This window comes from Microtetraspora sp. NBRC 13810, from assembly GCF_030268685.1.
Lineage (GTDB): Bacteria > Actinomycetota > Actinomycetes > Streptosporangiales > Streptosporangiaceae > BSRQ01.
Genome location: NZ_BSRQ01000001.1, coordinates 295002 through 319405, shown reverse-complemented (window position 1 = coordinate 319405; position 24404 = coordinate 295002). Strand labels below are relative to the sequence as shown.

Annotated in this window: 19 protein-coding genes; 11 read left to right on the top strand and 8 right to left on the bottom strand. The window is 71.6% G+C overall.

What is annotated here, in order from left to right:
• Positions 1-25: 25 nt before the first annotated feature.
• Positions 26-1198, top strand: a complete 1173-nt coding sequence (gene tuf, locus QSK26_RS01450) for an elongation factor Tu (RefSeq protein WP_285773079.1) — start codon at positions 26-28, stop codon at positions 1196-1198.
• Between the two features lie 292 nt (positions 1199-1490).
• Positions 1491-2831: a hypothetical protein gene (locus QSK26_RS01445; protein WP_285773078.1), complete on the top strand. Its 1341-nt coding sequence runs from the start codon at positions 1491-1493 to the stop codon at positions 2829-2831.
• 45 nt (positions 2832-2876) lie between these two features.
• Here QSK26_RS01445 and recQ read toward each other — a convergent pair whose 3' ends face one another.
• Entirely contained in the window at positions 2877-4799 is a 1923-nt protein-coding gene (recQ, locus tag QSK26_RS01440; protein ID WP_285773077.1) for a DNA helicase RecQ, read from the bottom strand.
• A 150-nt stretch (positions 4800-4949) separates the two neighbouring features.
• Between recQ and QSK26_RS01435 the strand changes: the two genes are divergently transcribed.
• Complete coding sequence (locus tag QSK26_RS01435; RefSeq protein WP_285773076.1) at positions 4950-6398, top strand: MFS transporter; 1449 nt, start codon at positions 4950-4952, stop codon at positions 6396-6398.
• Between the two features lie 21 nt (positions 6399-6419).
• Here QSK26_RS01435 and QSK26_RS01430 read toward each other — a convergent pair whose 3' ends face one another.
• Complete coding sequence (locus QSK26_RS01430) at positions 6420-7217, bottom strand: SAM-dependent methyltransferase (RefSeq protein WP_285773075.1); 798 nt, start codon at positions 7215-7217, stop codon at positions 6420-6422.
• A 176-nt stretch (positions 7218-7393) separates the two neighbouring features.
• Here QSK26_RS01430 and QSK26_RS01425 point away from each other — a divergent pair, with 176 nt between their 5' ends.
• On the top strand, positions 7394-9964 hold the full coding sequence (locus tag QSK26_RS01425; RefSeq protein ID WP_285773074.1) for a sensor histidine kinase: 2571 nt from the start codon (positions 7394-7396) through the stop codon (positions 9962-9964).
• Here the strand turns inward: QSK26_RS01425 and QSK26_RS01420 are convergent.
• The gene (locus QSK26_RS01420) at positions 9939-10979 is read right to left on the bottom strand and encodes an esterase/lipase family protein (RefSeq protein ID WP_285773073.1); all 1041 of its coding nucleotides are present in this window, start codon (positions 10977-10979) and stop codon (positions 9939-9941) included. The genes QSK26_RS01425 and QSK26_RS01420 overlap by 26 nt on opposite strands.
• A 210-nt stretch (positions 10980-11189) precedes the next feature.
• Here QSK26_RS01420 and QSK26_RS01415 point away from each other — a divergent pair, with 210 nt between their 5' ends.
• The gene (locus QSK26_RS01415; protein WP_285773072.1) at positions 11190-12860 is read left to right on the top strand and encodes a GMC oxidoreductase; all 1671 of its coding nucleotides are present in this window, start codon (positions 11190-11192) and stop codon (positions 12858-12860) included.
• A 12-nt stretch (positions 12861-12872) separates the two neighbouring features.
• Here the strand turns inward: QSK26_RS01415 and QSK26_RS01410 are convergent, their stop codons facing one another.
• Positions 12873-13766, bottom strand: coding sequence for a LysR family transcriptional regulator (locus QSK26_RS01410; protein ID WP_285773071.1), 894 nt, complete (start codon positions 13764-13766; stop codon positions 12873-12875).
• A gap of 115 nt (positions 13767-13881) precedes the next feature.
• Between QSK26_RS01410 and QSK26_RS01405 the strand changes: the two genes are divergently transcribed.
• Entirely contained in the window at positions 13882-14793 is a 912-nt protein-coding gene (locus tag QSK26_RS01405) for a TIGR03564 family F420-dependent LLM class oxidoreductase (RefSeq protein ID WP_285773070.1), read from the top strand.
• A gap of 8 nt (positions 14794-14801) precedes the next feature.
• Here the strand turns inward: QSK26_RS01405 and QSK26_RS01400 are convergent, their stop codons facing one another.
• Positions 14802-15491, bottom strand: a complete 690-nt coding sequence (locus QSK26_RS01400) for a CHAP domain-containing protein (protein ID WP_285773069.1) — start codon at positions 15489-15491, stop codon at positions 14802-14804.
• A gap of 346 nt (positions 15492-15837) precedes the next feature.
• Here QSK26_RS01400 and QSK26_RS01395 point away from each other — a divergent pair, with 346 nt between their 5' ends.
• The 4 genes from QSK26_RS01395 (at position 15838) to QSK26_RS01380 (ending at position 21830) form a co-directional block, all read left to right on the top strand.
• Complete coding sequence (locus QSK26_RS01395) at positions 15838-17100, top strand: hypothetical protein (protein WP_285773068.1); 1263 nt, start codon at positions 15838-15840, stop codon at positions 17098-17100.
• Between the two features lie 188 nt (positions 17101-17288).
• The gene (locus QSK26_RS01390; RefSeq protein ID WP_285773067.1) at positions 17289-19088 is read left to right on the top strand and encodes a serine/threonine-protein kinase; all 1800 of its coding nucleotides are present in this window, start codon (positions 17289-17291) and stop codon (positions 19086-19088) included.
• A 281-nt stretch (positions 19089-19369) separates the two neighbouring features.
• Positions 19370-20062 (top strand): DUF998 domain-containing protein, encoded by a 693-nt coding sequence (locus QSK26_RS01385; RefSeq protein ID WP_285773066.1) that lies wholly within the window; start codon positions 19370-19372, stop codon positions 20060-20062.
• 88 nt (positions 20063-20150) lie between these two features.
• Positions 20151-21830 (top strand): alpha/beta hydrolase, encoded by a 1680-nt coding sequence (locus tag QSK26_RS01380; protein WP_285773065.1) that lies wholly within the window; start codon positions 20151-20153, stop codon positions 21828-21830.
• Positions 21831-21833: 3 nt separating this feature from the next.
• Here the strand turns inward: QSK26_RS01380 and QSK26_RS01375 are convergent, their stop codons facing one another.
• From QSK26_RS01375 to QSK26_RS01365, 3 genes are all read right to left on the bottom strand, one after another.
• Positions 21834-22241, bottom strand: coding sequence for a DUF397 domain-containing protein (locus tag QSK26_RS01375; protein WP_285773064.1), 408 nt, complete (start codon positions 22239-22241; stop codon positions 21834-21836).
• 216 nt (positions 22242-22457) lie between these two features.
• Positions 22458-22673 (bottom strand): DUF397 domain-containing protein, encoded by a 216-nt coding sequence (locus QSK26_RS01370; RefSeq protein WP_285773063.1) that lies wholly within the window; start codon positions 22671-22673, stop codon positions 22458-22460.
• Between the two features lie 157 nt (positions 22674-22830).
• The gene (locus tag QSK26_RS01365) at positions 22831-23682 is read right to left on the bottom strand and encodes a helix-turn-helix domain-containing protein (RefSeq protein ID WP_285773062.1); all 852 of its coding nucleotides are present in this window, start codon (positions 23680-23682) and stop codon (positions 22831-22833) included.
• A gap of 458 nt (positions 23683-24140) precedes the next feature.
• On the opposite strand from QSK26_RS01365, the gene QSK26_RS01360 reads away from it, so the two are divergent.
• Complete coding sequence (locus tag QSK26_RS01360) at positions 24141-24374, top strand: hypothetical protein (protein ID WP_285773061.1); 234 nt, start codon at positions 24141-24143, stop codon at positions 24372-24374.
• Positions 24375-24404 lie beyond the last annotated feature (30 nt).

Genomic DNA, 24404 nt, shown 5'->3' with positions numbered 1-24404 from the left:
CGAAACGGGCATCAGAGGAATGATCATGTCCAAGCAGACTTACGTGCGCAGCAAGCCGCACCTCAACATCGGCACGATGGGGCACGTCGACCACGGCAAGACCACGCTCACGGCGGCCATCACCAAGGTGCTCAGCGAGCGGGGCGGCGCGACGTACGTGCCGTTCGCGCGGATCGACCGGGCGCCGGAGGAGGCCGCGCGGGGCATCACCATCAACATCGCGCACGTGGAGTACGAGACGGCCACCCGGCACTACGCCCACGTGGACATGCCGGGCCACGCCGACTACGTGAAGAACATGATCACGGGGGCGGCGCAGCTCGACGGCGCGATCCTGGTGGTCTCCGCGGTGGACGGCATCATGCCGCAGACCCGGGAGCACGCGCTGCTGGCCAGGCGGGTCGGAGTCGAGCACCTCGTCGTCGCGCTCAACAAGGCCGACGGCGCCGACCCCGAGCTGGCCGACCTCGTCGAGCTGGAGCTGCGCGAGCTGCTCGCCGAGCACGGCTACGACGACGTGCCGATGGTCCGGGTCTCCGGCCTGCGCGCGCTGGCCGGCGACCCCGAGTGGGTGGCGTCGGTGGAGTCGCTGCTGCGCGCGGTGGACGACCACATCCCGGTCCCGGTCCGGTACGTGGACGCGCCGTTCCTGCTCCCGGTGGAGAACGTGCTGACCGTCACCGGGCGGGGCACGGTCGTCACCGGGGCGATCGAGCGCGGCTCGGTCAGGGTCGGCGACACGGTCGAGGTCGTGGGCCTGGCCGAGGGCTTCACCGCGGTGGTCACCGGGGTCGAGACCTTCGGCAAGGTCATGGAGCGCGGCGAGGCCGGCGACAACGCCGCCCTGCTGCTCCGCGGCGTCCGCCGCGACCAGATCCGCCGCGGCCAGGTGCTGGCCGCTCCCGGCAGCCAGACCGCCCACCGCCGCTTCACCGCCAGGATCTACCTCCTGACCGGTGAGGAGGGCGGCAGGAGTACGGCTGTCGCCACCGGCTACCGCCCGCAGTTCTACCTCCGGACCACCGACGTGCCCGGCCGGGTGGACCTGCGGGACGCCGAGCTCGCCCTCCCCGGCGACACCGTCGAGGCCACCGTCGACCTCGGCAAGCCGGTGGCCCTGGAGCCGGGCCTCACCTTCGCCGTCCGCGAGGGCGGCCTGACAGTCGGCGCCGGCACGATCACCACCGTGCTCGACTGAGCCACGCGCTCGGCTGATCCACCGTGCGCGGCTGACCACCGAGCCGGCCGCCGCCGGGCCCTGAGCCAGAAAGTTCAGGGTCCGGCGGTGCCGTCGTTTCCGGGGGTGTACCTCGATGCGGTGAAATGTTATGAAGTAGGTGATAGGTCACACTCTTTGGTGTTGTTTTCACATCTCATCGTGATGTCCGCCGCGATTTTCCGTGGCGCCACGAGCATGTTCGACGCGTGAGCGTCGCCGGTTCTCTCCTGCAAGTCCCGCCACCCTGCCGAGCCCTGCGAAAGGACTCCCCTTGCGGAAACATGTGGCACGACTCGCCATGATCCTGCTGTTCCTGACGATGGCCGCCGTGCCCCCGGCGTACGCGGTGCCGAAGGCAGACCCCGTGCCTATGGCAGACCCCGGGTACGGTACCCCGCTGGTGAGCGCGCCGGCCGCCGGGCTGGTGTGGCACCCGACCACGGGGCTGAGCACCCTGAAGGCGCAGGCCGGGCTGACCCAGGTCGGCTTCGGCGACGTGATGGGCAGCGCCAACCATCCGATGCGCGGCTGCGACGCCACCGAGCGGGCGGGGCTGCCGATCGCCCCGGCGGCCACCGTCGCCTGGTGCTGGGACACCGGCGACGCCACCACCGAGACCTGGATCCCGCAGAGCGTCACCACCTCCGGCGACGCCGACGACGACGGCCTGTGGGGCGCGCACAGCGTCATCCTGTCCGGGTGGAACCACTGCAACTCCGGCGAATGCGGCCCGCACCCGCGTAACAACGACGCCCGGGTGGCGTTCATCGACTACACGAACCCGGCCGCGCCCCGCTATCGGTGGGCCTACCTCGTCGCCCCCACCGACGGCACCGCCAACCCCAACGCCACCAGCTACGCCAACCGGGACTTCGGACCGGCCAAGGCCCACATGGGCGGCATGGCCTGGTACGGCGACAAGCTCTACGTCAGCGCCACCGGCAACAACTCCACGGCGATCCGGGTCTTCAGCATGCAGGAGATCCTCCAGGTCAACGACGGCGGCTCCGCCATCGGCAGGACGAGCGCCGGCTACGCCGCCTACGGCTACCAGTACGTGCTCCCCGAGATCGGCTACTACAGCTACCGGGGCGGCACCTGCGACATGAGCTCCGACACCGGCGTGCCGTGCTTCTCCACGATCTCCCTGGACCGCAGCACCAGCCCGGACAGCATCGTCGCCGGCGAGTACTTCAACGTGCCCACGCTGCACGGGCGGCTGTACCGGTACAACCTGGGCGGCGCCAACTTCCTGCTGGCCGCCTCCGGGAGCAACGTGGCCTCGGCCCAGTCGTACCGGACCAGGGTCGGCAACATCCAGGGCGTACTGGCCTGGAACGGCACCTGGTATCTCGCGCACAGCTCGGCGGACGCGGCGGGGGAGCTGTGGGCCCTCACCACGTCCAGCGGCGCCTCCCCGACCTGCGCCAACCCCTGGAGCACGGTCCACGAGTGCTGGGGGATGCACCCGGAGTCCCTGACCTACAACTACGCGACCGGCATGGTGTGGTCGATGACCGAGTGGACCAAGCACCAGTGCGCGACCGAACGCCCCACCCCGCAGTCGTGCGGACGCGCACTCTTCGGCCTACCACGAACGAGACTGCCGTGACCGGCCACTCGAACCGGTCCACCGCGACCAGGCTGCCGTGACCGGCTACTCGAAGTCGAGGTGTTCCTGTTCTTCCTCCTCGGTGGCGTCGCCGGGATGCAGGGTCTCCAGGACCTGCTTGCCGTACTTGGCGAGCTTGCTCTCGCCGACGCCGCTGATGGTGCTGAGGGCGGTGAGGGTGGTGGGCAGCTCGACGGCGATCTGGCGCAGGGTGGCGTCGTGGAAGATGACGTAGGCGGGCTTGCCCTCCTCCTTGGCGGTGGCGCCGCGCCAGGCGCGCAGGCGCTCGAACACCGGCGCCGCCTCCGGCGGCAGCTCCTCGGCGGCGGCGGACCGGCTCCGCCTGGCGGACCTGCCCTCCCTGGGCGCCTCGGCGTCGCCCGCCCCGCCGCCGGGGCGGGGCTGGTGGACGGGCTCGCGGCGCAGCGGCACCTGGCGCCGGCCGCGCAGCACCTCGGTGCTCGCGCCGGTGAGGTGCAGCGTGCCGTAGTCGCCCTGGACGGCGATGAGCCCTTGGGCCAGCAGTTGGCGCACCACGCCGCGCCACTCGCCCTCGCTCAGGTCGGAGCCGACGCCGAACACGGAGAGCGTCTGGTGCCGGTTCTGCAGCACCTTGGGGGTCTCCTTGCCGAGCAGGATGTCGATGAGCTGCCCGGCACCGAACCGCTGGCCGCGCTCGCGGTCGAGCCGCAGCACGGTGGACAGCAGCTTCTGGGCGGCGACCGTGCCGTCCCACGACTCGGGCGGCGACTGGCAGGTGTCGCAGTTGCCGCACGGCTCGGCGCCCTCCTGGCCGAAGTAGGCGAGCAACTGGACCCGGCGGCAGCCGACCGTCTCGCACAGGGCGAGCATCGCGTCGAGATGGGAGGCCAGGCGGCGGCGGTGCGCGTCGTCGCCCTCGGAGGTGTCGATCATCTTGCGCAGCTGCACGACATCCTGCAGCCCGTAGGCCAGCCAGGCGGTGGACGGCAGGCCGTCGCGCCCGGCCCGGCCGGTCTCCTGGTAGTAGCCCTCGACGGACTTGGGCAGGTCGAGGTGGGCGACGAACCGCACGTCGGGCTTGTCGATGCCCATGCCGAAGGCGATGGTGGCCACCATGACCACGCCGTCCTCCCGCAGGAAGCGCGCCTGGTTGGCGGCCCGGGTCGGCGCGTCCAGCCCCGCGTGGTAGGGCAGCGCCTCGATGCCGTTGTCGGTCAGGAAGGCCGCGGTCTTCTCCACCTCGGCCCTGGACAGCCGGTAGACGATGCCCGCGTCGCCCGGGTGCTCGCGGCGCAGCAGGTCGAGCAGCTGCCGGCGGGGCTCCTTCTTGGGGGTGATGCGGTAGTTGATGTTGGGCCGGTCGAAGCTGGCCACGAAGTGCCGGGCCTGCTCCAGGTTGAGCCGCGCGGCGATCTCGGCGTGCGTGGCCCGGGTGGCGGTCGCGGTGAGCGCGATGCGCGGGACGCTCGGCCAGCGCTCGTGCAGGGCGGACAGCGCGAGATAGTCGGGGCGGAAGTCGTGGCCCCACTGGGCGACGCAGTGCGCCTCGTCGATCGCGAACAGCGAGATGTCGCCGCGCTCCAGCAGCCTGAGCGTGGACTCGGCGCGCAGCCGCTCCGGCGCGAGGTAGAGCAGGTCGAGCTCGCCGGCGAGGAAGGACGACTCGACCAGTTGCCGCTCGTCGAAGTGCTGGGTCGAGTTGAGGAAGCCGGCCCGCACGCCGAGCGTGGTCAGCGCGTCCACCTGGTCCTGCATGAGCGCGATCAGCGGCGAGACGACGACGCCGACGCCTTTGCGGACCAGCGCGGGGATCTGGTAGCACAGCGACTTGCCGCCGCCGGTCGGCATCAGCACCAGCGCGTCGCCGCCGGCGACCACATGCTCGATGATCTCCTGCTGACCGGGGCGGAACGAGTCGTAGCCGAAGACGCGCCGCAGCACGCTCGAAGCCTCGCTCACCTGGGTGTCACTGTCGGGGGCAGCCATTGGGCCATTCTATGAAGATCATCACAGCGCCCCGGGAGGAATCCCGTCACCTGTGGAAGAAGCCGTCGGCCCTGTGGACGGCCGAACATGAGCGACTCCCGTACCGGAGCGGGGAATTCCGCGACCCGATCCGGGTAAAGCGTCTTCTCTATGAGCGACGTGCGAACCGGCACCGTGACCACCAAGGTGCCCGCCAGGCTCGACCGGCTTCCGTGGTCGCGCTGGCACTGGATGATCGTCATCGGCCTGGGCACCGTCTGGATCCTCGACGGCCTCGAAGTCACCATCGTGGGCAACCTGTCCGCCCGGCTGGCGGCCCCGGGCAGCGGCCTGGACATCACCCAGGCGCAGGTGGCGGGCACGGCCGCGGCGCTCTACGTCGCGGGGGCGTGCTCCGGCGCGCTGTTCTTCGGCTGGCTGACCGACAGGTTCGGCCGCAAGAAGCTCTTCATCATCACGTTGCTCCTCTACCTGTTCGCCACCGCGATGACCGCGTTCTCCTTCCACGTCTGGTGGTTCTTCCTGTTCCGGTTCCTGACCGGGTTCGGCATCGGCGGGGAGTACGCGGCGATCAACTCGGCGATCGACGAGCTCATCCCGAGCCGGCACCGCGGCAGGATCGACATCATCATCAACGGCAGCTACTGGCTCGGCGCGGCGGGCGGCGCGCTGCTGACCGTCCCGCTGCTCAACGACCTCCCGGTCAACATCGGCTGGCGGGTCGCCTTCGGCCTCGGCGTGGTGCTCGGCGTGGCGATCCTGCTGGTGCGGCGGAACGTGCCGGAAAGCCCCCGCTGGCTGTTCATCCGCGGCAGGGGCGACGAGGCCGAGCGCATCGTGGGCGGCGTCGAGCAGGAGGTCGAACGCGAGACCGGCACCCGCCTGGCGGAGCCCGAGACGTCCATGACGATCCGGCAGCGCCGGTCCATCGGCTTCGTCAGGATCGCGCACACCATGATCGCGCTCTACCCGAAGCGGACGATCCTCGGCTTCTCCCTCTTCGTCGGCCAGGCGTTCCTCTACAACGCGATCACCTTCGGCTACGCGCACATCCTGTCGAAGTTCTACGGCATCGAGGCCGACGCGGGTTACTACTTCGCGGTCATCGCGGTCGGCAACTTCCTCGGCCCGCTGGTGCTCGGCCCGCTGTTCGACACGGTCGGCAGGGTGCCGATGATCTCCGGTACGTACATCGGCTCGGGACTGCTGCTCTTCGGCACCGCCTGGCTCTTCGCGCAGGGCATGCTGACGTCGTTCACGCTCACGCTCTGCTGGTGCGTGGTGCTGTTCTTCGCCTCGGCGGGCGCGAGTTCGGCCTACCTCACGGTCAGCGAGATCTTCCCGATGGAGACCAGGGCGATGGCGATCGCGTTCTTCTACGCGATCGGCACCGCCGTGGGCGGCATCTCCGGTCCGCTGCTGTTCTCCGGGCTGGTGGAGAGCGGCGTCCCGGGGGACACCGCGCTCGCGTTCTCCGTCGGCGCCGCCCTCATGGTCGCCGCCGGGCTGGTGGAGTTGTTCCTCGGCGTCCGGGCGGAGCGCAAGGGCCTGGAGGAGATCGCCGCCCCGCTGTCCGTGGAGGAGGCGGCCCGCCCCTGACGGGCCCGCCGGGAGCGGGGGTCAGGAGACGCGGCCGACCCCCGCGGCGACCTTGAGCTTGGTCGGCGGGGCCGTCTCGTCCGGCCACCACTCCTGCACGTCCACCACGCCGGGCGGCAGCACCTCGAAACCGTCGAAGAAGCGCTCGATCTCGGCGCGGGACCGGAAGCACATGGGGGAGGGGGAGTTGACCGAGATCTCCTCCAGCTTCGCCTTCGCGCCGGGATCGCTGCCGTCGGTGCAGAACTGCGAGATCATCACATGGCTGCCCGGCGCCATCCGCCCGCGGAACCGCGCCACCAGCCCGGCCGGGTCATCCTCGTCGCCGACCAGGTGGAACAGGCCCACGAACAGCACGAGCAGCGGGCGGTCGAAGTCGATCAGCTCCTTGACCTTCGGGTGGCCCATGATCCCGGCGGGGTCGCGGACGTCGGCCTGGATGGACACCACGTTCTCGGCGCCGGTCAGCAGCGCGTCGTTGTGCACGGTCACGATCGGGTCGTAGTCGACGTAGACGACCCGGGCGGCGGGGTTGACCGCCCTGGCCGACTGGTGCACGTTGGGCGCGGTCGGGATGCCGGTGCCGATGTCGAGGAACTGGTCGACGCCCGCCTCCGCGCACATCCGCACCACCCGCAGCAGGAACCTGCGCTGCGCCCTGCCCAGCACCGGCAGGTCGGGCGCGAGGGCCATGACCTGCTCGGCGGCGGCGCGGTCCACCGCGTAGTTGTCCTTGCCGCCGAGGACGTAGTCGTAGGCGCGGGCGTGGCTCATCCGGGTGACGTCGATTCCGGGCGGCGCGCTGTCCTGCTCACTCACCATGACACCCCTGCGATCTTCGGCGGGCCTCGGAACCCAAAGCGTAGCGCCGAGGGTGGAGCGGGCCAATCGTTGATGATCACCATTTCCGGCGGACGCTCCGTCGAGGCGCGGAAGGCCGCATGGCAGGGTAGGACCCGGGAAAAGGGGGCTTCCACACGGAAGGTGAGCGAAAGGTGCCACGCGGGCGGCTGCGGATCTATCTCGGCGCCGCGCCCGGCGTTGGTAAGACCTACGCCATGCTGGGCCAGGGGCGCAGGGCGTGCGAGCGCGGGCGGGACGTCGTGGTGGGATTCGTGGAGACCCACGGCCGCTCCCGCACCTCCGCCCTGCTGGACGGCCTGGAGGTCATCCCGCGCCGGACCCTCACCTACCGGGGCGCCGAGTTCACCGAGCTGGACACCGAGGCCGTCATCGCGCGCCGTCCCGCGGTCGCGCTGATCGACGAGCTCGCGCACACCAACGTGCCCGGCTCGAAGCACGAGAAGCGCTGGCAGGACATCGAAGACATCCTGGACGCCGGGATCGACGTGGTCTCCACCGTCAACGTGCAGCACCTGGAGTCGGTCAACGACGTGGTGGAGCAGATCACCGGCGTGCCCCAGCGGGAGACCGTCCCGGACGAGGTGGTACGGCGGGCCGACCAGATCGAGCTGGTGGACATGTCCCCGGAGGCGCTGCGCCGGCGGATGGCGCACGGCAACGTCTACGGGCCGGAGAAGGTCGACGCCGCGCTGTCGAACTACTTCCGGGTCGGCAACCTCACCGCGCTGCGCGAGCTGGCCCTGCTCTGGGTGGCGGGCAAGGTGGACGAGCAGCTCGACCGCTACCGCACCGAGCACGGCGTCTCGGCGACCTGGGAGGCGCGCGAGCGGGTGGTGGTGGCGCTGACCGGCGGGCCCGAGGGGGCGACGCTGCTGCGCCGGGCGGCCAGGATCGCCGCCCGCACCACCGGCGCCGACCTGCTCGCCGTGCACGTCACCAGCGCCGACGGGCCCGGCGGGGCCGACCCGGCCGGGCTCGCCAGGCAGCGCGCGCTGGTGGAGAGCATGGGCGGCAGCTACCACCAGGTCGTCGGCGAGGACATCCCGCGGGCGCTGCTCGACTTCGCCCGCGGCGTCAACGCCACCCAGCTTGTGCTGGGCGCGTCCCGCAGGGGCCGCTTCGCGCAGATCCTGTCCCGTGGCGTGGGCATGACCACCGCCGCCTCCTCCGGCTCGATCGACGTGCACCTGGTCACCCACGAGGAGGTCAGCAAGGGTAGGGCGCGTCCGGCGGCGATGCGCAGCGCGCTGACCCGGCGGCGCAGGCTGGCCGGGTGGGCGATGACCGCGGCCGGCCTGCCCGCGCTCGGCGGGACGCTCCTCGGCCTGCGGCACCTGACCGACCTGCCCAGCGAGATCCTCATGTTCCTGCTGCTCGTGGTGGGCGTGGCCCTGGTGGGCGGCCTGTGGCCGGCGCTGGCCGCGGCGGTCGGCGGCTTCCTGCTGCTCAACTTCTTCTTCACCCGGCCCTACAACAGCCTCGCCGTCTCCGATCCCCAGGTGGTGTTCGCGCTGCTCGTGTTCGTCCTGGTGGCGGCGGCGGTCAGCGCGATCGTGGACCTCGCGGCCCGCCGTACCAGGGAGGCCGCGCGGGCCAGGGCGGATGCCGAGGTGCTGTCCACGCTGGCCGGGCACGTGCTGCGCGGGGAGGCCGGGGTGCCCTCGCTGCTCGCCCGGCTCAGGGAGACCTTCGGCCTGGCCTCGGTGACCCTGCTGGAGCGGCGGCCCGGCGCCGAGCCGGGGCCCGGCGACCACGCCGACGCGGACGCGTGGCAGGTCGTCGCCACGGCGGGCGGCGCGCCGTGCGAATGTCCCGCCCAGGCCGACACCGACGTGGTCATCGACGAGGACCTGGTGCTCACCGCGCGCGGCAGGCTGCTGGACGCCGCCGACCGGCGGGTGCTGGAGGCGTTCGCCGCGGAGGCCGCGGTCGCGTTGCGGCAGCGGCGGCTGGCCGAGCAGGCCGAGCGGGCCGCGCCGCTCGCGGCGGCCGACAAGATGCGCACCGCGCTGCTCGCCGCGGTCAGCCACGACCTGCGCAGCCCGCTCGCGTCGGCGAAGGCGGCGGTGGAGAGCCTGCGCGGCGCCGAGATCGCCTGGAGCGACGAGGACCGCGCCGAACTGCTGGCCACCGCCGACGAGTCGCTGGTCAAGCTCGACCGCCTGGTGGCCAACCTGCTCGACATGAGCCGCCTCCAGGCCGGGGTGCTCGGCGTCGCCGCGGAACCGGTCGCCCTCGCGGAGATCGTGCCGCACGCGATCGAGGAACTGGGCGCGTTCGCCGGGCGGGTGCGCGACGAGGTCTCCGCCGGCCTGCCCGACGTCCTCGCCGATCCCGCGCTGCTGGAGCGCATCCTCGTCAACCTGATGTCGAACGCCGTCCGCTACAGCCCGCCGGGCGAAAGCGTGCTGGTCACCGCGAGCAGGTACGCGGGGACCCTGGAGATCAGGATCGTCGACCGGGGACCCGGCATCCCGCGCGAGGCGTACGACCGGGTGTTCCTGCCGTTCCAGCGGCTGGGCGACCGGGACACCCACTCCGGCGTCGGCCTCGGCCTCGCGCTGTCCCGCGGGCTGGCCGAGGCCATGAACGGCACGCTGATCCCGCAGGAGACGCCGGGCGGCGGCCTCAGCATGGTGCTCACCCTGCCGGTGTCCGCCCCGGCGGGACACGAGGTCAGCCCGGACGCTCCAGCTCCCTGACGATCAGCGGGAAGACGTCGCGGTGCGCGTGCCTGCCGAGGAACATGTCGAGGTGGCTGTAACGGGGCAGCACGTGCAGGGAGTGGAAACGCGGGCGGAACCGCGAGAAGAACGCGTGCGACCTGCGCTGGCTCTCGGGCAGGAAGCAGCGGTTCCGCTCCCCGGCGAGGAAGACCACCCGGGCGGCGGTCCGCGGCTCCTGGGCGGTGTAGTCGTCGGGCAGCCCCTTGACCCGCTCGTAGGACACCAGGTGGCCGCGCCGCACGCACCGGGCCATCTGCTGGAAGAACGTCAGCGGCACCGGCCCGAACTCGCGTGGGATCCAGGCGTCGTGCGTCTTCGCGTCGAGGTTCTCATGCCGCCACAGGGCCGGGAAGCCGCTGCCGTAGGTGAAGCTCACCATCTTGCACACCGTGTTGCCGCACTCGTGGTGGCCGGCCTTGACCAGGTGGGTCAGCATGCTCGCCGCGCCCGGCGGCGGGGAGTCGCCCCACGCCGGGTTCAGGTACGGCAGCAGGCGGTGCACCACGGGCACGGCGTAGCGCAGCTTGGCCTCCGACCAGGGCGGGACCACCGTGTGCAGGGACACCGCGTTGGAGACGATCACGTCCACCTCGGGCAGCAGCCCGGCGCAGGCGGACATCATGAAGGACGTCGAACCCTGGCAGTGCACGACGGCCTTGACCGTCTCGGCGCCCGTCTCCTCGACGATCTTCCGCACCGCGGCCGGATGGTCGTGGCGGGCCGCCTGGTCCAGCGTCCAGCTCGTGGGCGGCAGGTCGATGCTGGCCCGCCAGTTCTCCAGCCAGACGTCGTACCCCCGGGCGACCAGGGTGTCCACCAGGTTGACCGGCAGCGGGGCCCGGAAGACGCCGGCCCGCACGCCCGCGCCGTGCACCAGCACGACGGGACCCCGGGTGGGCGGGGCCGCCCCGCGGACGTTGATCAGGTTGAGCTCGGTGCCGTCACCCGCGGTGAAGGGCACCGTGCGTTCCAGGAGTGCGCCCTCGTCCATGCCGATTCAGCCTGCTTTCCGTAGTCTGCCTGCTCCGGTGCGTGGTGGAACACTCCGCAGTGTGTATCTCGGGATCTCGCTTGACAAGCAGGTGGGAAAGAGCAGTCTGGAATCCTCTCGCTTCGGGGAGTGATCGGGAACACCTGGCGGTGACACGTGGCGATGACACGTGGCGGTGACACGTGTTCGGGAGACGCGGAGGGGAAACCGATGGACGAGCACGCCGATGTCGTCGTGGTGGGATCGGGCTTCGGAGGGTCGGTGGCGGCCCACCGGTTCGCGGAGGCCGGTCGCCAGGTCGTGGTGCTGGAGCGCGGCAAGCCGTACCCGCCGGGGTCCTTCGCGCGCTCGCCGGCGGCGATGGCGCGCAACCTGTGGGACCCGAGCGAGGGCCGGCACGGGCTGTTCGACCTGTGGAGTTTCCGCGGCATCGACGCCGTGGTGTCCAGCGGCCTCGGCGGCGGCTCGCTCATCTACGCCAACGTGCTGCTGCGCAAGCCCGAGAGCTGGTTCGTGAACGAGAGCCCGCTGCCCGGCGGCGGCTACGAGCACTGGCCGGTCACCCGCGACGACCTCGACCCCTACTACGACGAGGTCGAGCGGATGATGGGCGCGCAGCGGTTCCCCTACGAACACGCGCCCTACGCGGCCAGCGCCAAGACGGCGGCGATGCGCGAGGCGGCCGAGCGGCTGGGGCTGCACTGGGAGCTGCCCACGCTCGCGGTGAGCTTCGCGCCGGAGCCGGGCGCCCGGGCCGGGCTCGGCCTGCCCATCCCCGAGCCGTCGTACGGCAACCTGCACGGCGTGCCGCGCGTCACCTGCCGGATGAGCTCCGAGTGCGACTTCGGCTGCAACGGCGGCGCCAAGAACACCCTCGACCACACCTACCTGTCGGCCGCCGCCTTCCACGGCGCCGACCTGCGGACCCGGCACGAGGTCCGGGGGTTCGAGCCGTTGCCCGGCGGCGGCTACCTCGTGCACTACGTGGTGCACGATCCGGCCGGCGAGGGGACCAGGACGCGGACCAGGCGGCTGCCGGTGCGCAGCATCCGGTGCAGGCGGCTGGTCCTCGCCGCCGGCGCGCTCGGCACGACCTACCTGCTGCTGGTCAGCAGGAAGAAGCTCCCCGCCCTGAGCAACGCGCTGGGCACCCGGTTCAGCGGCAACGGCGACCTGCTCTCCCTCATGCTGAGCGCGCGCGGCGCCGACGGGGAGCACCGCCCGCTCCGGGGCAGCACCGGACCGGTGATCACCAGCGCGATCCGCGGCGAGGACGGCCCCGGCGGACGCGGCTTCTACGTACAGGACGCCGGATATCCCGGGTTCGTGGACTGGCTGGTGGAGGCCACCCAGGTGTCCGGGCAGGCCAGGCGGATGCTGATCTTCGCCTGGGCCAGGCTGGCCGCGGCGGTCACCCGCTCCCCGCGGACCAGGATCAACGCCCAGGTGGCCGCGCTGATCGGCCGGGGCAGCCTGTCGGAGGCGTCGCTGCCGCTCCTCGGCATGGGCCGCGACGTGCCGGACGGCGTGATGCGGCTGCGCGGCCGGCACCTCGACGTCCAGTGGACCACCTCGACGTCCCGCGCCTACTTCGACCGGGTGCGCGGGACGATGCGGGAGATCGCCGAGACGATGGACGCCGACTACCGGGACAACCCGCTGTGGTGGGCCAGGCGGGTCATCACCGTCCACCCGCTCGGCGGCGCGCCGCTGGGCCGCCACTCCGGCGAGGGCGTCGTGGACGCGTACGGCGAGGCGTTCGGCCATCCCGGGCTGCACGTCCTGGACGGCAGCGCGCTGCCCGGCGCGTGCGGCGCCAACCCCTCGCTCACCATCGCCGCCCTGGCCGAGCGCGCCTGCGAGCGCATCCTGACCGCCTGACGGCCGGCTTCCTCAGCCGAAGGCCGCCAGCAGGGTGCCCGCGCAGGAGGCGGACATGCCGGAGGTGACGAGGAAGCCGGGCACCAGCACCTCGGGATCGAAGGGCAGGACGGACACCGTACGGGTCGCCGGGGGCACGTCGGCCGGGTAGAGCACGGTCCACGCCGGCGGGCCGCCGCCGATCTCCAGCAGGGTCTCGTGCGGCGCGCCCGCCGGGCGGCCGAGCAGCGGCTCGACGCCCGCCTCCCGGCAGGCCCGGACGATCAGGTCGTGCACGAAGCGGTCGCAGTCCCGGCCGGGCAGCCGGGCGGGCAGCCCGGCGAGGTCGGCCGGCCGTACGGCGGCGGCCCCGGCGAGCGGGTGCGCGGCGGGGAGCGCCACCATGAGCGGCTCCCGCCACAGCTCCGTCACCTGGAGGCCAGGCGGGCGAGGTCCGGCGGCGGAGGCGGGCAGGGCGCGGACGAGGGCGAGGTCGAGGTCGCCGTCGCGGACGGCGGTCAGCCGCTCGTGCGGCGGGCGGTAGTCCAGCTCGACCTCCAGGCCGGGCGCGGCCCGCCGCAGCTCCGCCAGGGCGGGCTCCAGCCGGGGACCGAGGCCGGGCGCGGTGCCGATCCGCAGCCGCACGGCGCCCGCGCGGGCCAGCTCGGCCGCCACGCTCGCGGTCCGGTCGGCCGCGGCGAGCACGGCCCTGGCCTCGGGCAGCAGCCGCTCGCCCGCGCTGGTGAGCCTGACCCGGCGCGGCGAGCGGTCCAGCAGCGGCACGCCGAGCTCCCGCTCCAGCCGGCGCACCTGCTGGCTCACCGCGGGCTGGACGATGTGCAGCCGCTCCGCCGCCCTGCCGAAATGCAGCTCCTCGGCGACGGTGACGAAATAACGAAGTTGCCGCAGCTCCACGTCCGCCTCCACGATCACGATGCGTTATCGCCGCACAGGACAACCGCGTCTTGGTCGCGCGTCTTCCCTCCCGTTGACTGGATCGGGTCCACGACGTTCACGACGAGGTTCACGACGAGGAGGACGGGTGCGCATCGGAGTGTGGTTCGACGATTCCGGGATGACCGTCGACGAGATCTGCCGCCGGGCCGGCGAGGCGGCCAAGGCAGGGTACGACGTGGTGTGGCGGGGTGAGACGGGGAGCTGGGATCCGCTCACGATGCTCGCCGTGATGGGCCGCGAGGTGCCGGGCGTCGGCCTCGGCACGGCGGTCGTGCGCAGCTACCCGCGCCACCCGCTGGCCCTGGCCGCCCAGGCGCTCACCGTGCAGGCCGCCGTCGGCAACCGGCTGAGGCTCGGTCTCGGTCCCGGCCACGCGGCGATCATCGAGGGGCAGTACGGCCTGCCGTTCACCGGGGCGGTGGACGGTTTCCGGGAGTACCTGGAGGCGCTGCTCCCGTTGCTGCGCGGGGAGGAGGTGGCGTACCGGGGGCGGAGCTGGACGGCGGTGGGCGAGGTCGGGGTGGTCGGCGCGCGACCGCCCGCGGTGCTGGTGTCCGCGCTCGGCCCGCGCATGCTGCGCCTGGCCGGCGAGCTGTCCGACGGCACCGTCACCACCTGGCTCGGCCCCGCCGGGATCGCGGACTACGTCGCGCCCGCGCTGGCCGAGGCGGCGCGGGCGGCGGGACGCCCGGCGCCGGAGGTGATCGCCGGCGTGTGCGTCGCGGTGACCGGCGACCCCGACGGCGCCAGGAGCTGGGTGAACGAGCGGTACGGCAGGGCGGGCGACCTGCCGAGCTACCGCGCGGTCATGGACCGGGAGGGCGCGCGGACGCCGGGGGACACGATCATCGCCGGCGACGAGGCGGCCGTCGAGCGGGAGCTGCGCCGTTTCGCCGACGCCGGAGCGGCCGAGGTGCAGGTCATCCCGGTGGGCACCCCCGAGGAGCAGGAACGCGTCTTCACCCTGGCCCCGCAGTTGGTCGCGGCCTCGCGGTAGCCGGGCGGTCAGTCGCGCGGCCGGGTCCTGCGGTGCCGGCCGGGGGTGGTGTGGAAGGGGCGGACGACGGCCAGCACCACGGTGGTGCCGACCAGCAGCGAGAGCAGGCCGACGGCGGGGACGAGCGTGGCCGAGAAGTCGGAGCGGTCGGGCAGCGTCGCGGCGGTCAGCGACTGCGTGGTACCGGGGGCCTGGCCGGGCGCCACCTTCAGCTCCACGGACTCCAGGTGCTCCTTGACCTTGCGCGGCAGCCCGTAGCCGACCACCTTGCTCTCGTCGCGCACCTTGCGCTTGAGCCACACCTTGTCGACGTTGGCCTCGATCGTGTGGATCTTGCCGTTGGCCACCTTCTCCACGATGCCGACGTGGTCGATCTTCTTGATCGCCTTGGCGCCCTTGCCGCCCGACCAGTCGAAGAACACCAGCGCGCCCGGCTCGGGCGTCCCGGTCCAGGCGTCACGCTGCTCGAACCAGCGGGCGTGCGAGGGGGTCCAGGCGAACTCGCCGACGTACTCCTGCACACCCGCCCGGTTCGCCGCCCAGGCGAGGAACATGTCGCACCAGGGCGCCTTCTTGTACTGCGGGTCCTGGACGGCCTGGGCGTACCACTCGCCGAACTTCGTGTGCTGGTCGGTTCTCTCCCGGTAGCCGAGCTCCGGCTCGATGACCCTCAGCAGGTTCGTGGTGATGGGGTCCATGGTGGTCAACGGAGTCGTCCACCGCCGGCCGCCGGGGCGAGTCGGGGGAGGGACCGTTCCAACATCTCTCCTTGTCCGCCTGCCGGGGGGTCGCCCTCCCCGGTGGCTGATCGGCTTGACGATCGACTGTAGGCAGACATTTCGGAAAAAGTGCCGAGAATGCCCAAAGGATCTTTGACGGATTTTTCGGGTTATGCCGGAAATATTGGATTAGGCTGGCAGAAATTCCCCGGTCGATCGTTCCATCGGGCACCGGTATTCCCGCCAGCATGTTGTGGCCCCGGGAGAAGTTGATCCGCGCGGCGGCGGCGGTGACACTGCGCGCATGGGCAGATGGAGAGCCGCAGTGACCGCAGTGCTCATGGTCTTCGTCGTCGGGGCGACGGAGGCCCCGCGAGATTCCTTCGAGGTGTGGCTGGTCGACCAGTCCGACACCGCCGGGCTCGGGTACGGCGGCACCGTCCGGGTGTACGAGGGGCCGGACGCCCGGCCGGACGGGACCATCGACCTCGGCGGCGCCACCGCGTCGATGTGCCTGGCCGCCACCGGCAAGAACCCGGTCCGGCCGCACATGCTGGTCTTCAACAAGAAGGACACGCACGCCGCGATCGGCTTCGTCGCGAGCGGGCACGTGGCCATCCTCGACGCGAGCACCCGCCGGCCGCTGGCCTGCGTCCTCACCGAGGCGGGCGCCGGCGGCGCGCAGCAGGCGCACGCGCTCTGGCCGACCAGGGACGACAAGTACCTCGTGATCGCCAACCAGAACGGCAAGAAGCTGGAGCGCATCCGCACCGACTACGCCTCCGGCACCTTCACCCAGCAGCCGTCCGCCACGCTGGACCTGGCCAACTGCACCACCCCGAACGGCGCCCCCTGCCAGTCGGCCGAAATCCGCCCGGACAACGCGCCCATCTGCCCCTACATCGCCTCCGACAACGGCCCGGTGTTCGTCAGCCTGCGCGGCGGCGGGATGCTGCTCGTGGACTGGCGAACCACGCCGATGTCGATCGTCGCCGAGTACGACATGCACAACGTCCCGCCCAACGGCTGCGGGTTCGTGGAGGCCAAGGGGTCGATCTTCGGTGACGGGGGCGGCGGCACCGCGCACAACATGGACGGGTTCAGCGTCTTCCGGCTGCCGATGACCGGGTACTCCCCGGCCAACCCGCCGAACACGCCCGCCGTGCAGCGCCTCTTCGACGACGAGTCGCACGACAGGGACGCGCACGGGACGGCGGCCACCGCCGGGGAGCGTTATGTGTGGGTCGCGGACCGCGACGCCAACGTCGCCGAGGTCTTCGACGCCAGGACCGGCGCGCGGGTGAACACGGTGAACCTCGTCTCCCCGCACAGCGCCGACCCGACCGTGGACCTCTTCGACATCTCGCCCGACCGCGAGTGGCTCTTCGCCTCCACCCGGGGGCCGAACCCGCTCTCCGGCGACCCGCACTCCTCGCAGGGCGCCGACCCCGGACTGCTGATCATCAAGATCACCGCGGGTGGCCGGTCCGGACAGGTGCGCGGCCTGATCCCGATCTCGAACGTGGACGCGGGCGGGGTGCAACGAGCCGACGCGCACGGCATCCGGCTGCGCCGCACCCACCGCTAAGCCCGCCATATCCTGCGATAAAGGAATATATCCGGCACGCTGGAATTTGTGGCATGATCACGGAATTCGAGGAGGTTAGCCGTTATTGCCACTTGATGGAAAAAGGATCTCGACATGTGGCTATCCAGGCGTTAACTTCCCAACGTAATGCGATTGACGCCGCCCAGTGGTGCGCAGGGGAGACCGCCATGAGAAGCCGCCGCCGAGCGTGGCAGGTGTCCGGCTACACCCACATCCGCGACCTCGGCGCGGGCGGCGCGGGACGGGTCGTGCTCGCCCGCCACGACGCGGACGGGTCACACGTCGCGATCAAGTATCTGTCCGGCGGGATGCTCACCGACCCGGAGTTCGTCGAACGGTTCAGGACCGAGGCCCGGCTGATCGCCTCGATCGACAGCCCGCACATCGCCCGGCTGCGTGAGTACGTCGAAGGCGAGGACGGCGCGGCCATCGTCATGGAGCTGGTCGACGGCGTGACCCTGCGCCGGCTGCTGCGGGAGCAGGGCACCACCGGCCCGGAGGCGGCGCTCGTCGTGCTCAAGGGCGCGCTGCTCGGCCTGGTCGCCGCGCACCAGGCCGGCGTCGTGCACCGGGACTTCAAGCCGGAGAACGTGATCGTCACGGTGGACGGCGGCAGCAGGCTGGTCGACTTCGGCATCGCCGTACCGCTGGGGGAGAGCGGGCGACGGCTCGGCACCCCGCCGTACATGGCCCCCGAGCTGTGGCAGGAGGCGCCCGCCAGCCCCGCCACCGACGTCTACGCGGCGACCATCGTCTTCTTCGAGTGCCTCGCCGGCAGCCGCCCCTTCCACGCCGACGACATCGCCGCGCTGGCCTACCAGCACGAGAACACGCCGCCGCCGATCGAGCGGGTGCAGGAGCCGGTGCGCCCGCTGGTGGAGCACGGGCTGGCCAAGGAGCCGTGGGACCGGCCGTCCTCCGCCGGGGCGTTCCTCGCCGAGCTGGAGGAACTGGCGGTCGCCCGCTACGGCCCCGACTGGGAGCGGAACGGGCGGCTCGGCCTCGGCGGGCTGGCCGCCGCGCTGGTCGGGTTCGGCGCCGTGCCGCCGGCGGAGTTCGCCGTGCCGCACGCCGGGTCGTCCCTGGTGAAGACGGTGCTCGTGCCGGCCGGCAAGCTGGTCGCGGCCGGCGCGCTGGCCGCCGTCACGGTCACCGGCATCGTGACCGCCGTGCTCTCCATCAACGACTCCGCGAACGAGACCCCGGCAGCCCAGGGCCCCGCCGCCACCGCCCCCCGCCTCCCCACCACCCCCACCCCCTCCGCCCCACCCACCGCCGACCCCACCCCCTCCGAGGCCCCCACCGACCCGGAGCCCCCCGCCGACTTCCCGGTCGACCAGCGCGCCCCGATCGCCCTCGCACCCCCCGACGCCGCCCCACCCGCCGACACCGACGGCGCGGGTTCGGACGGCGCGGGTTCGGACGGTTCCGGTTCGGACGGCTCTGGCTCGGACGGCTCTGGCTCGGACGGTTCCGGTTCAGACGGTTCCAGTTCGGACGGCGCGGGTTCCGACGGCCCCGGTTCCGACGGCCCCGGTTCCGACGGCCCCGGTTCGGACGGGCCCGACCCCGGACCGCCTGCCGCCGACCCGGATCCGGAGCCCGCCGACCCCGGCCCGCCGCCGGTCGAGGACCCCGGCCCGGCCGACGAACCGCCGAGCCTGGACACCGAGCCCGACCTGCCCGAGCCCGATGGAGGGGAGGCGGCGGCACCCGCCCCCGAGCCGCAGCCGGACCCGCAGCCCCCGGCCCAGGAACCCGAAGCCCCCGGCCCGCCCCCGCCCGCCGCAGCGGACCCCGGCCCCGGCCCCGGCCTCCCCGACCCGCCGGCCCGCGAGAACGCCCCCCTCCTGGACGTCAGGGTCTCGGCCTCGCTCGGCCTCCCCCTCCTCGGCGGCGACTCCGGCCGCCTCCTCGACGCCGACATCCTCGTCGGCATCACCTCAGGACTCCTCGGCCCCAGATAACCCCCACCCACCCAGCAAAACCGCACCCCCTCCCAACCGCGTCCCCCACCCACGCCCACCCATCGCCCGCCCCTCCGGCTCGTGCCCCACGTCCGGCGGGAGCCACCACGCGGCGCCGCGACCGCTCCCAGCCGCGTCCCCACCCATGCCCACCTGCGCCCGCCCTCTTCGGCCTGTGCCCCACGTCCGGGAATGGCCGCGCGGCGTCGCGCCCTCCGCCCTCCCGCGGGGGACGACATACATCGTTTTTATCGGTGGTGGGGGATCATGGGCGCCTTGGCGTGGTGAGGGAGGTGGGCGTGCAGCGGGCGGCGTGGGGTGGAGTGGGCGTGGTGGGGGTCGCGGTCGCGGTGGTGCTGGGGCTGGAGGTGCGTTACGCGGACGAGGTGAATCCGTGGCGGCGGACGATCAGCGAGCACGGGCTGGGGCCGGACGGCTGGCTGTTCGGGGCGGCCGTGGGGCTGGTGGCGGCCGGTTCCGCGGTGATCGCGGTGTCGCTGGTGCGGCGGCGGATCGCGGCGGCGTTCTCGGTGGGGACGCTCGCACTGGTCACGTGGTGCGTCGGGCTGGCCGTCGTCGCGGTGTTCCCCAAGCACGACTGGTCGGTGGGGCCGAGCCTGGGCGGCACGATCCATCGGGTCGGCAGCGTGATGGCGTTCGTCAGCCTGCCGATCGCCGCGCTGCTGATCAGCCGCCGGGCCTGGCGGCTGCCCCTGGGGCGGGTGGTGGCGTGGCTCGGGCTGGGGTCGTCGCTGTGGGTGGTCGGGATCACCGGCGTCATGGCGGTGGCGTCGTGGCAGGGCCTGCCGTGGTGGCGGGCCATGCCGCTCGGCCTGGTCGAGCGCGGGCTGGTGGTCACCGAGATCGTGACGCTCCTGGCCCTGGGCGTGTGGGCGGCGGCCCGCCCGGCCCCGCGAGCCGCCCCGGAGGCCGTGGGCGTCCCCGGCGGACAGGGCGCGACAAGTCGATCTTGATGGTATAAGCCGACCTGGCCGCCACGGATGGCCCGCCGGGGGGCTAGGGTCGGCTGTACGAACACCTGATCGTCAGCGGGGGCCGCCGGTGCAGGACCGGGTCGAGGATCGTACGGCGGAGCGTGCCGGGACGCCGCCCACGGGCGACGGCTCCTCTCGTGTCGTGCGCAGGAGGCTCGACATCGCCGGGACCCTCGTCGCCGTGGGATTCTTCTGCGCCTCCCTGTCCCCGTCGCTGCTGCCGCGTTCCTGGTTCCTGCAGGGGGTCGTCGCGGGCGTCACCGCGGCGGCGGGCTACGGCCTGGGCGGCACGATCAGCGCCCTGGTGCGCCGCTTCACCCGGCTGGTCCCCAGCCCGCGGGCGGGCGCGTTCGCCTGGCGGCTGCTGCTGGTCGCGGGCACGGCGCTGTGCGTGCTGGTGCTCTACTACAGCTCGGAGTGGCAGCGCGAGGTCCGGCGCACCATGGCCATGGACACCGACATCTCCTGGTACCAGCCGGTGATCGCGGTCATCGCGCTGGCGACGTTCGCGGTGCTGGTGGCGCTGAGCCGGTCGATCCGGCTCGGCACCCGCAAGCTGATCAGCCTGCTGGGCCGGTTCATCCCGCGGATGGTCGCGAAGGTCGTCGGCCTGGTGGTGGCCGTGCTCCTGGTCAGCCTCTTCGCCAACGACGTGGTCTTCGCCAACTTCATCGAAGGCATGAACAACACCTCGTCCCTGGTCAACGGAGGGACGGACCTGGGGGTGACGAGACCGCGGTCACCCTTTCTGGCCGGCGGCCCCGGATCCCTGGTGCCCTGGGAGACCCTCGGCAGGGAGGGACGCGACTTCACCGGCCGGGCGCCCACCCGGACCGAGCTGAGCGCCTTCGCGGGCAAGCCCGCCATGGACCCGGTCCGGGTCTACGTGGGCCTGCAGTCCGCGACGTCCTACGACGGCCAGGCCCGCCTCGCCGTACGTGAGCTGGAGCGGACCGGCGCGTTCCGCCGCCAGGTGCTCGTCGTGATGGGCACCACCGGCACCGGCTGGGTGGACGCGAACATCGCCGACGCCCTGGAGTACATGTACGCGGGGAACTCCGCGCTCGTCGCGATGCAGTACTCCTACCTGCCGAGCTGGCTGTCCTTCGTGGTGGACCGGACCAAGGCCGCGCAGGCCGCGGTCGCACTGGTGCGGGCGGTGGAGGCGAAGCTGGCGACGCTGCCGGCGGACTCCCGGCCGAAGTTCCTGGTCGCCGGCGAGAGCCTCGGGTCGTACGCGATGGAGGAGGCGTTCGGCACCCTGGACGCGTTGCTGGCCCGCACCGACGGGGCCTTACTGGTCGGCCCGCCCAACGCCGACCCCATCTGGCGGCGGGTGACCGAGCGGCGCGACCCCGGCACGCCCATGTGGCGGCCGGTCTACCAGGGCGGCTCCGAGGTGCTCTTCGGCCAGTTCCCGGCGGATTTCACCCCCTTCGCCCGCGCGCACGTCGTCTACCTGCAGAACGCCTCCGACCCCGTGGTGTGGTGGAGCCCCGACCTGCTGTGGCGCAAACCCGGCTGGCTGGAGGCGCCGCGCGGGCCGGATGTGGCGCCGGCCATGCGCTGGTACCCGGTGGTGACGTTCTGGCAGGTCGTGGTGGACCTGGCGTTCGCGAACTACGTGCCGCCAGGGCACGGCCACCAGTACGGCGTCAACGTGGTGAACGGCTGGGCGGCCGTCGCCCCGCCCCCGGGCTGGACCGGCGCGGACACCGACCGGCTGCGCAAGACCCTCGCCCCCTGACCCTCACATCCGGTCGGCGTCGAACCGCCGCTCCCGCACCGCCGCCGCGAACGCGTCCCACTCCTCGGCGGAGAAGCGGAGCACGGCGCCTTCGTCGTCGCACCGCAGGAGCACGAGGTCGCCGGTGAAGGCGATCTCCAGCCGGTCGGCGTCGTCCAGGGGTGTATCGCTCGTCCAGGCCGCGAACGGCACGCCGTCGTGCCGTCCTGGCGCGGGCCGGGTCAGCCGGCCCGACTTGATGGCGGTGATCAACTGTGACCACGTGGGACAGGAGACGATCAGGAATGGCGTGGGATTCTTACTGTCCCTGATCGCGATCCAGTCGTCCTGGCGGGCCGCGTTGGCGCAGGCCCCGCCGTTGCACAACGGCGAATGCCAGGTCGCGCCGAGAAAACTCGGCCGGTCCTTCATGCCATTCCTCCGGGCAAAGATCGACAGCATGTGTCACCGAATTACCGCGCCCGGCTCTCATTTTACATGGCCTTGGCGATCGGGCCGGGTCCACGTGACCGGACGGATCGCAGGGGCCTGAGTTCCCAGAGAGGTTGAAGTGGGGTTCCGCGCTGGAAGGAGCGGGTCGACGGATATCGTGAGCCCGCCCCTCCGTCCGCAGGTTCAGCCGCCCTTTTAGGGCTTCATGTCGTTGTCACCCTGTCGGGTGGCGGACAAAAACGCCTGCCATTCTGGTGTGCTGAAAGTCAGGACCGGACCGTCGGGGTCCTTCGAATCGCGTACCAGAACACTTCTCCCGGTAAAGGCAACTTGAACGCAGTTGCCACCTCCGCAACGAGTTGCGGTCCGCCACTCCAGGCCGGAGGCGGGTGCGGGATACGATGACGTCATTGTCGGTGTCCCTCTAAGAGATGGAACGAGAGTAGAGAACTGCTTGAGGGGATCTTAACGTCAGCGACTTGGGGCTTATGTCGAAGATACTTCGACATAGCGTAACGATCCGCTCGACCAACCATAACGATTCGGTCACGGACCCGTGAAACCCGGTTTACGAATAAATGGCCTTCTTGAGGTCATTAATTAATTGCACGGAATCGTCGGGCGCCAGCGCATTCTCCGTGATGTTCCTGATCGCCTCGGCGTAGATCGTGATCTCGTTCGGCCGCTCCAGGTAGTCGGCCTTGGTGAGCCCCTCCAGATAGACGATCCGGGCCGGTGACATCTCCGGCAGCTCCAGGAGCACGAAGGTGTTGGCCAGCCCCATGTAGGCGCCCGCGGTGAACGGCACGATCCGGACCGAAACGCTGGGCAGCGCGGCCGTCTGGACGATCCGGTCGAGTTGCCGGGCCATCACCTGGGGGCCGCCTATCCGGTGGTGCAGCACCGACTCGTGGAACAACGCGTTGAAACGCGGGGCGCCTTCCTTGGTGAGGAGCTGCTGCCGGCGCATGCGGAGCGCGACCCGGGATTCGAGCACCTTCTCCTCCATTTTCGGATAGATGCCGCGGATGAGCGCCCGCGCGTATTCCTCCGTCTGGAGCAGGGCCGGCAGGTAACAGGTCTGGAAATCGGTGATCGTGGCGGCCTGTTCCTCGTAATCGTTATAAGGATAAAGCGTCTCGTCGCCGAGGTCGTATTCGTGCCGATATCCCGGGCGCCGCGCCTCGCGGGCCAGCTCTATCAGCTCGCTCACCAGCCGCTGGTCGGCGACCCCGTAGATCTCGCAGAGGTCTCGCACGTCCCGCGGAATCGCCGCCCGGCGGCCCGTCTCCAGCCTGCTGATTTTGGAAGGGTGGCACATCAGCTTCTCGGCGACGTCGTCGATGCTGTACCCCGAGCCGAGCCGGAGCCTGCGCAGACGGTCGGCCAGCTGGCGTCTGCCGAGTGTCTGGTTCGCCATCGGGCTGTCACCCCTCGCGGCGGTCAAGCATGCGATGTCCTGTAAGGCGGGCGAAGTGCAGTTTCTCCCATGCTAGTGGGCTTACCGTACTCGCCGCGGGCAACTTCCGCCAGCAACTTCCAGCGGATGTGCCAGAGGCAACCGCCATTTGGCACTTGCCAATGATCATGGCAGCGTTCACTATACGAGATAGGACGACTCGATGAGAGTCCTTCGTGAACGGCACGCCCTCTGAATCTGGACGGAGAGGAGGCGATGCCCGACAGGGACGAAGGGTCGCGCCAGGCCGGGCAGGGGCCGCCTGGCGGAGGCGCAGACGTGAGCTGGGCCGATGTTGGCTCCATCGGCCCAGCCGAGAGACCACCCCGCGCTTCTGCTCAAACGGAGGCTAAGTCTCAGTGATTCATGGTAACTCCCGGGGGTTGCAGCACAACGCCCTGCTTTTGGTCCATCGCCTGATGTGGCGGCTGAGCCGTTCGATGTTCGACGAGATCGACTCCTTCGCATGGACGCAGGACTGGCGCATCGAGCGGCGCATCACCCGGCGTCTCTACCACGACCGCCGGTTCGACTCGCTGGTCCAGTGCTCCGAGTGCCACGGTTCCTTCGTCGTGACCGAGGACGAGGAGTGCAGGATCTGCTCGGGCACCGGGCATCTCATCCTGCTCCCGATGCCCGGCGGTGAGGGTTGACCGCTCCGGCGGCCGGGTAGGCCGCGGTGA

Coding starts and splice junctions, on each gene's coding strand:
- tuf (WP_285773079.1), top strand. CDS start 26: ATGTCCAAGCAGACTTACGTGCGCAGCAAGCCGCACCTCAACATCGGC.
- recQ (WP_285773077.1), bottom strand. CDS start 4,799: ATGGCTGCCCCCGACAGTGACACCCAGGTGAGCGAGGCTTCGAGCGTG.
- QSK26_RS01435 (WP_285773076.1), top strand. CDS start 4,950: ATGAGCGACGTGCGAACCGGCACCGTGACCACCAAGGTGCCCGCCAGG.
- QSK26_RS01420 (WP_285773073.1), bottom strand. CDS start 10,979: ATGGACGAGGGCGCACTCCTGGAACGCACGGTGCCCTTCACCGCGGGT.
- QSK26_RS01415 (WP_285773072.1), top strand. CDS start 11,190: ATGGACGAGCACGCCGATGTCGTCGTGGTGGGATCGGGCTTCGGAGGG.
- QSK26_RS01400 (WP_285773069.1), bottom strand. CDS start 15,491: ATGGACCCCATCACCACGAACCTGCTGAGGGTCATCGAGCCGGAGCTC.
- QSK26_RS01390 (WP_285773067.1), top strand. CDS start 17,289: ATGAGAAGCCGCCGCCGAGCGTGGCAGGTGTCCGGCTACACCCACATC.
- QSK26_RS01375 (WP_285773064.1), bottom strand. CDS start 22,241: ATGAAGGACCGGCCGAGTTTTCTCGGCGCGACCTGGCATTCGCCGTTG.
- QSK26_RS01370 (WP_285773063.1), bottom strand. CDS start 22,673: ATGACGTCATCGTATCCCGCACCCGCCTCCGGCCTGGAGTGGCGGACC.
- QSK26_RS01365 (WP_285773062.1), bottom strand. CDS start 23,682: ATGGCGAACCAGACACTCGGCAGACGCCAGCTGGCCGACCGTCTGCGC.
- QSK26_RS01360 (WP_285773061.1), top strand. CDS start 24,141: ATGTGGCGGCTGAGCCGTTCGATGTTCGACGAGATCGACTCCTTCGCA.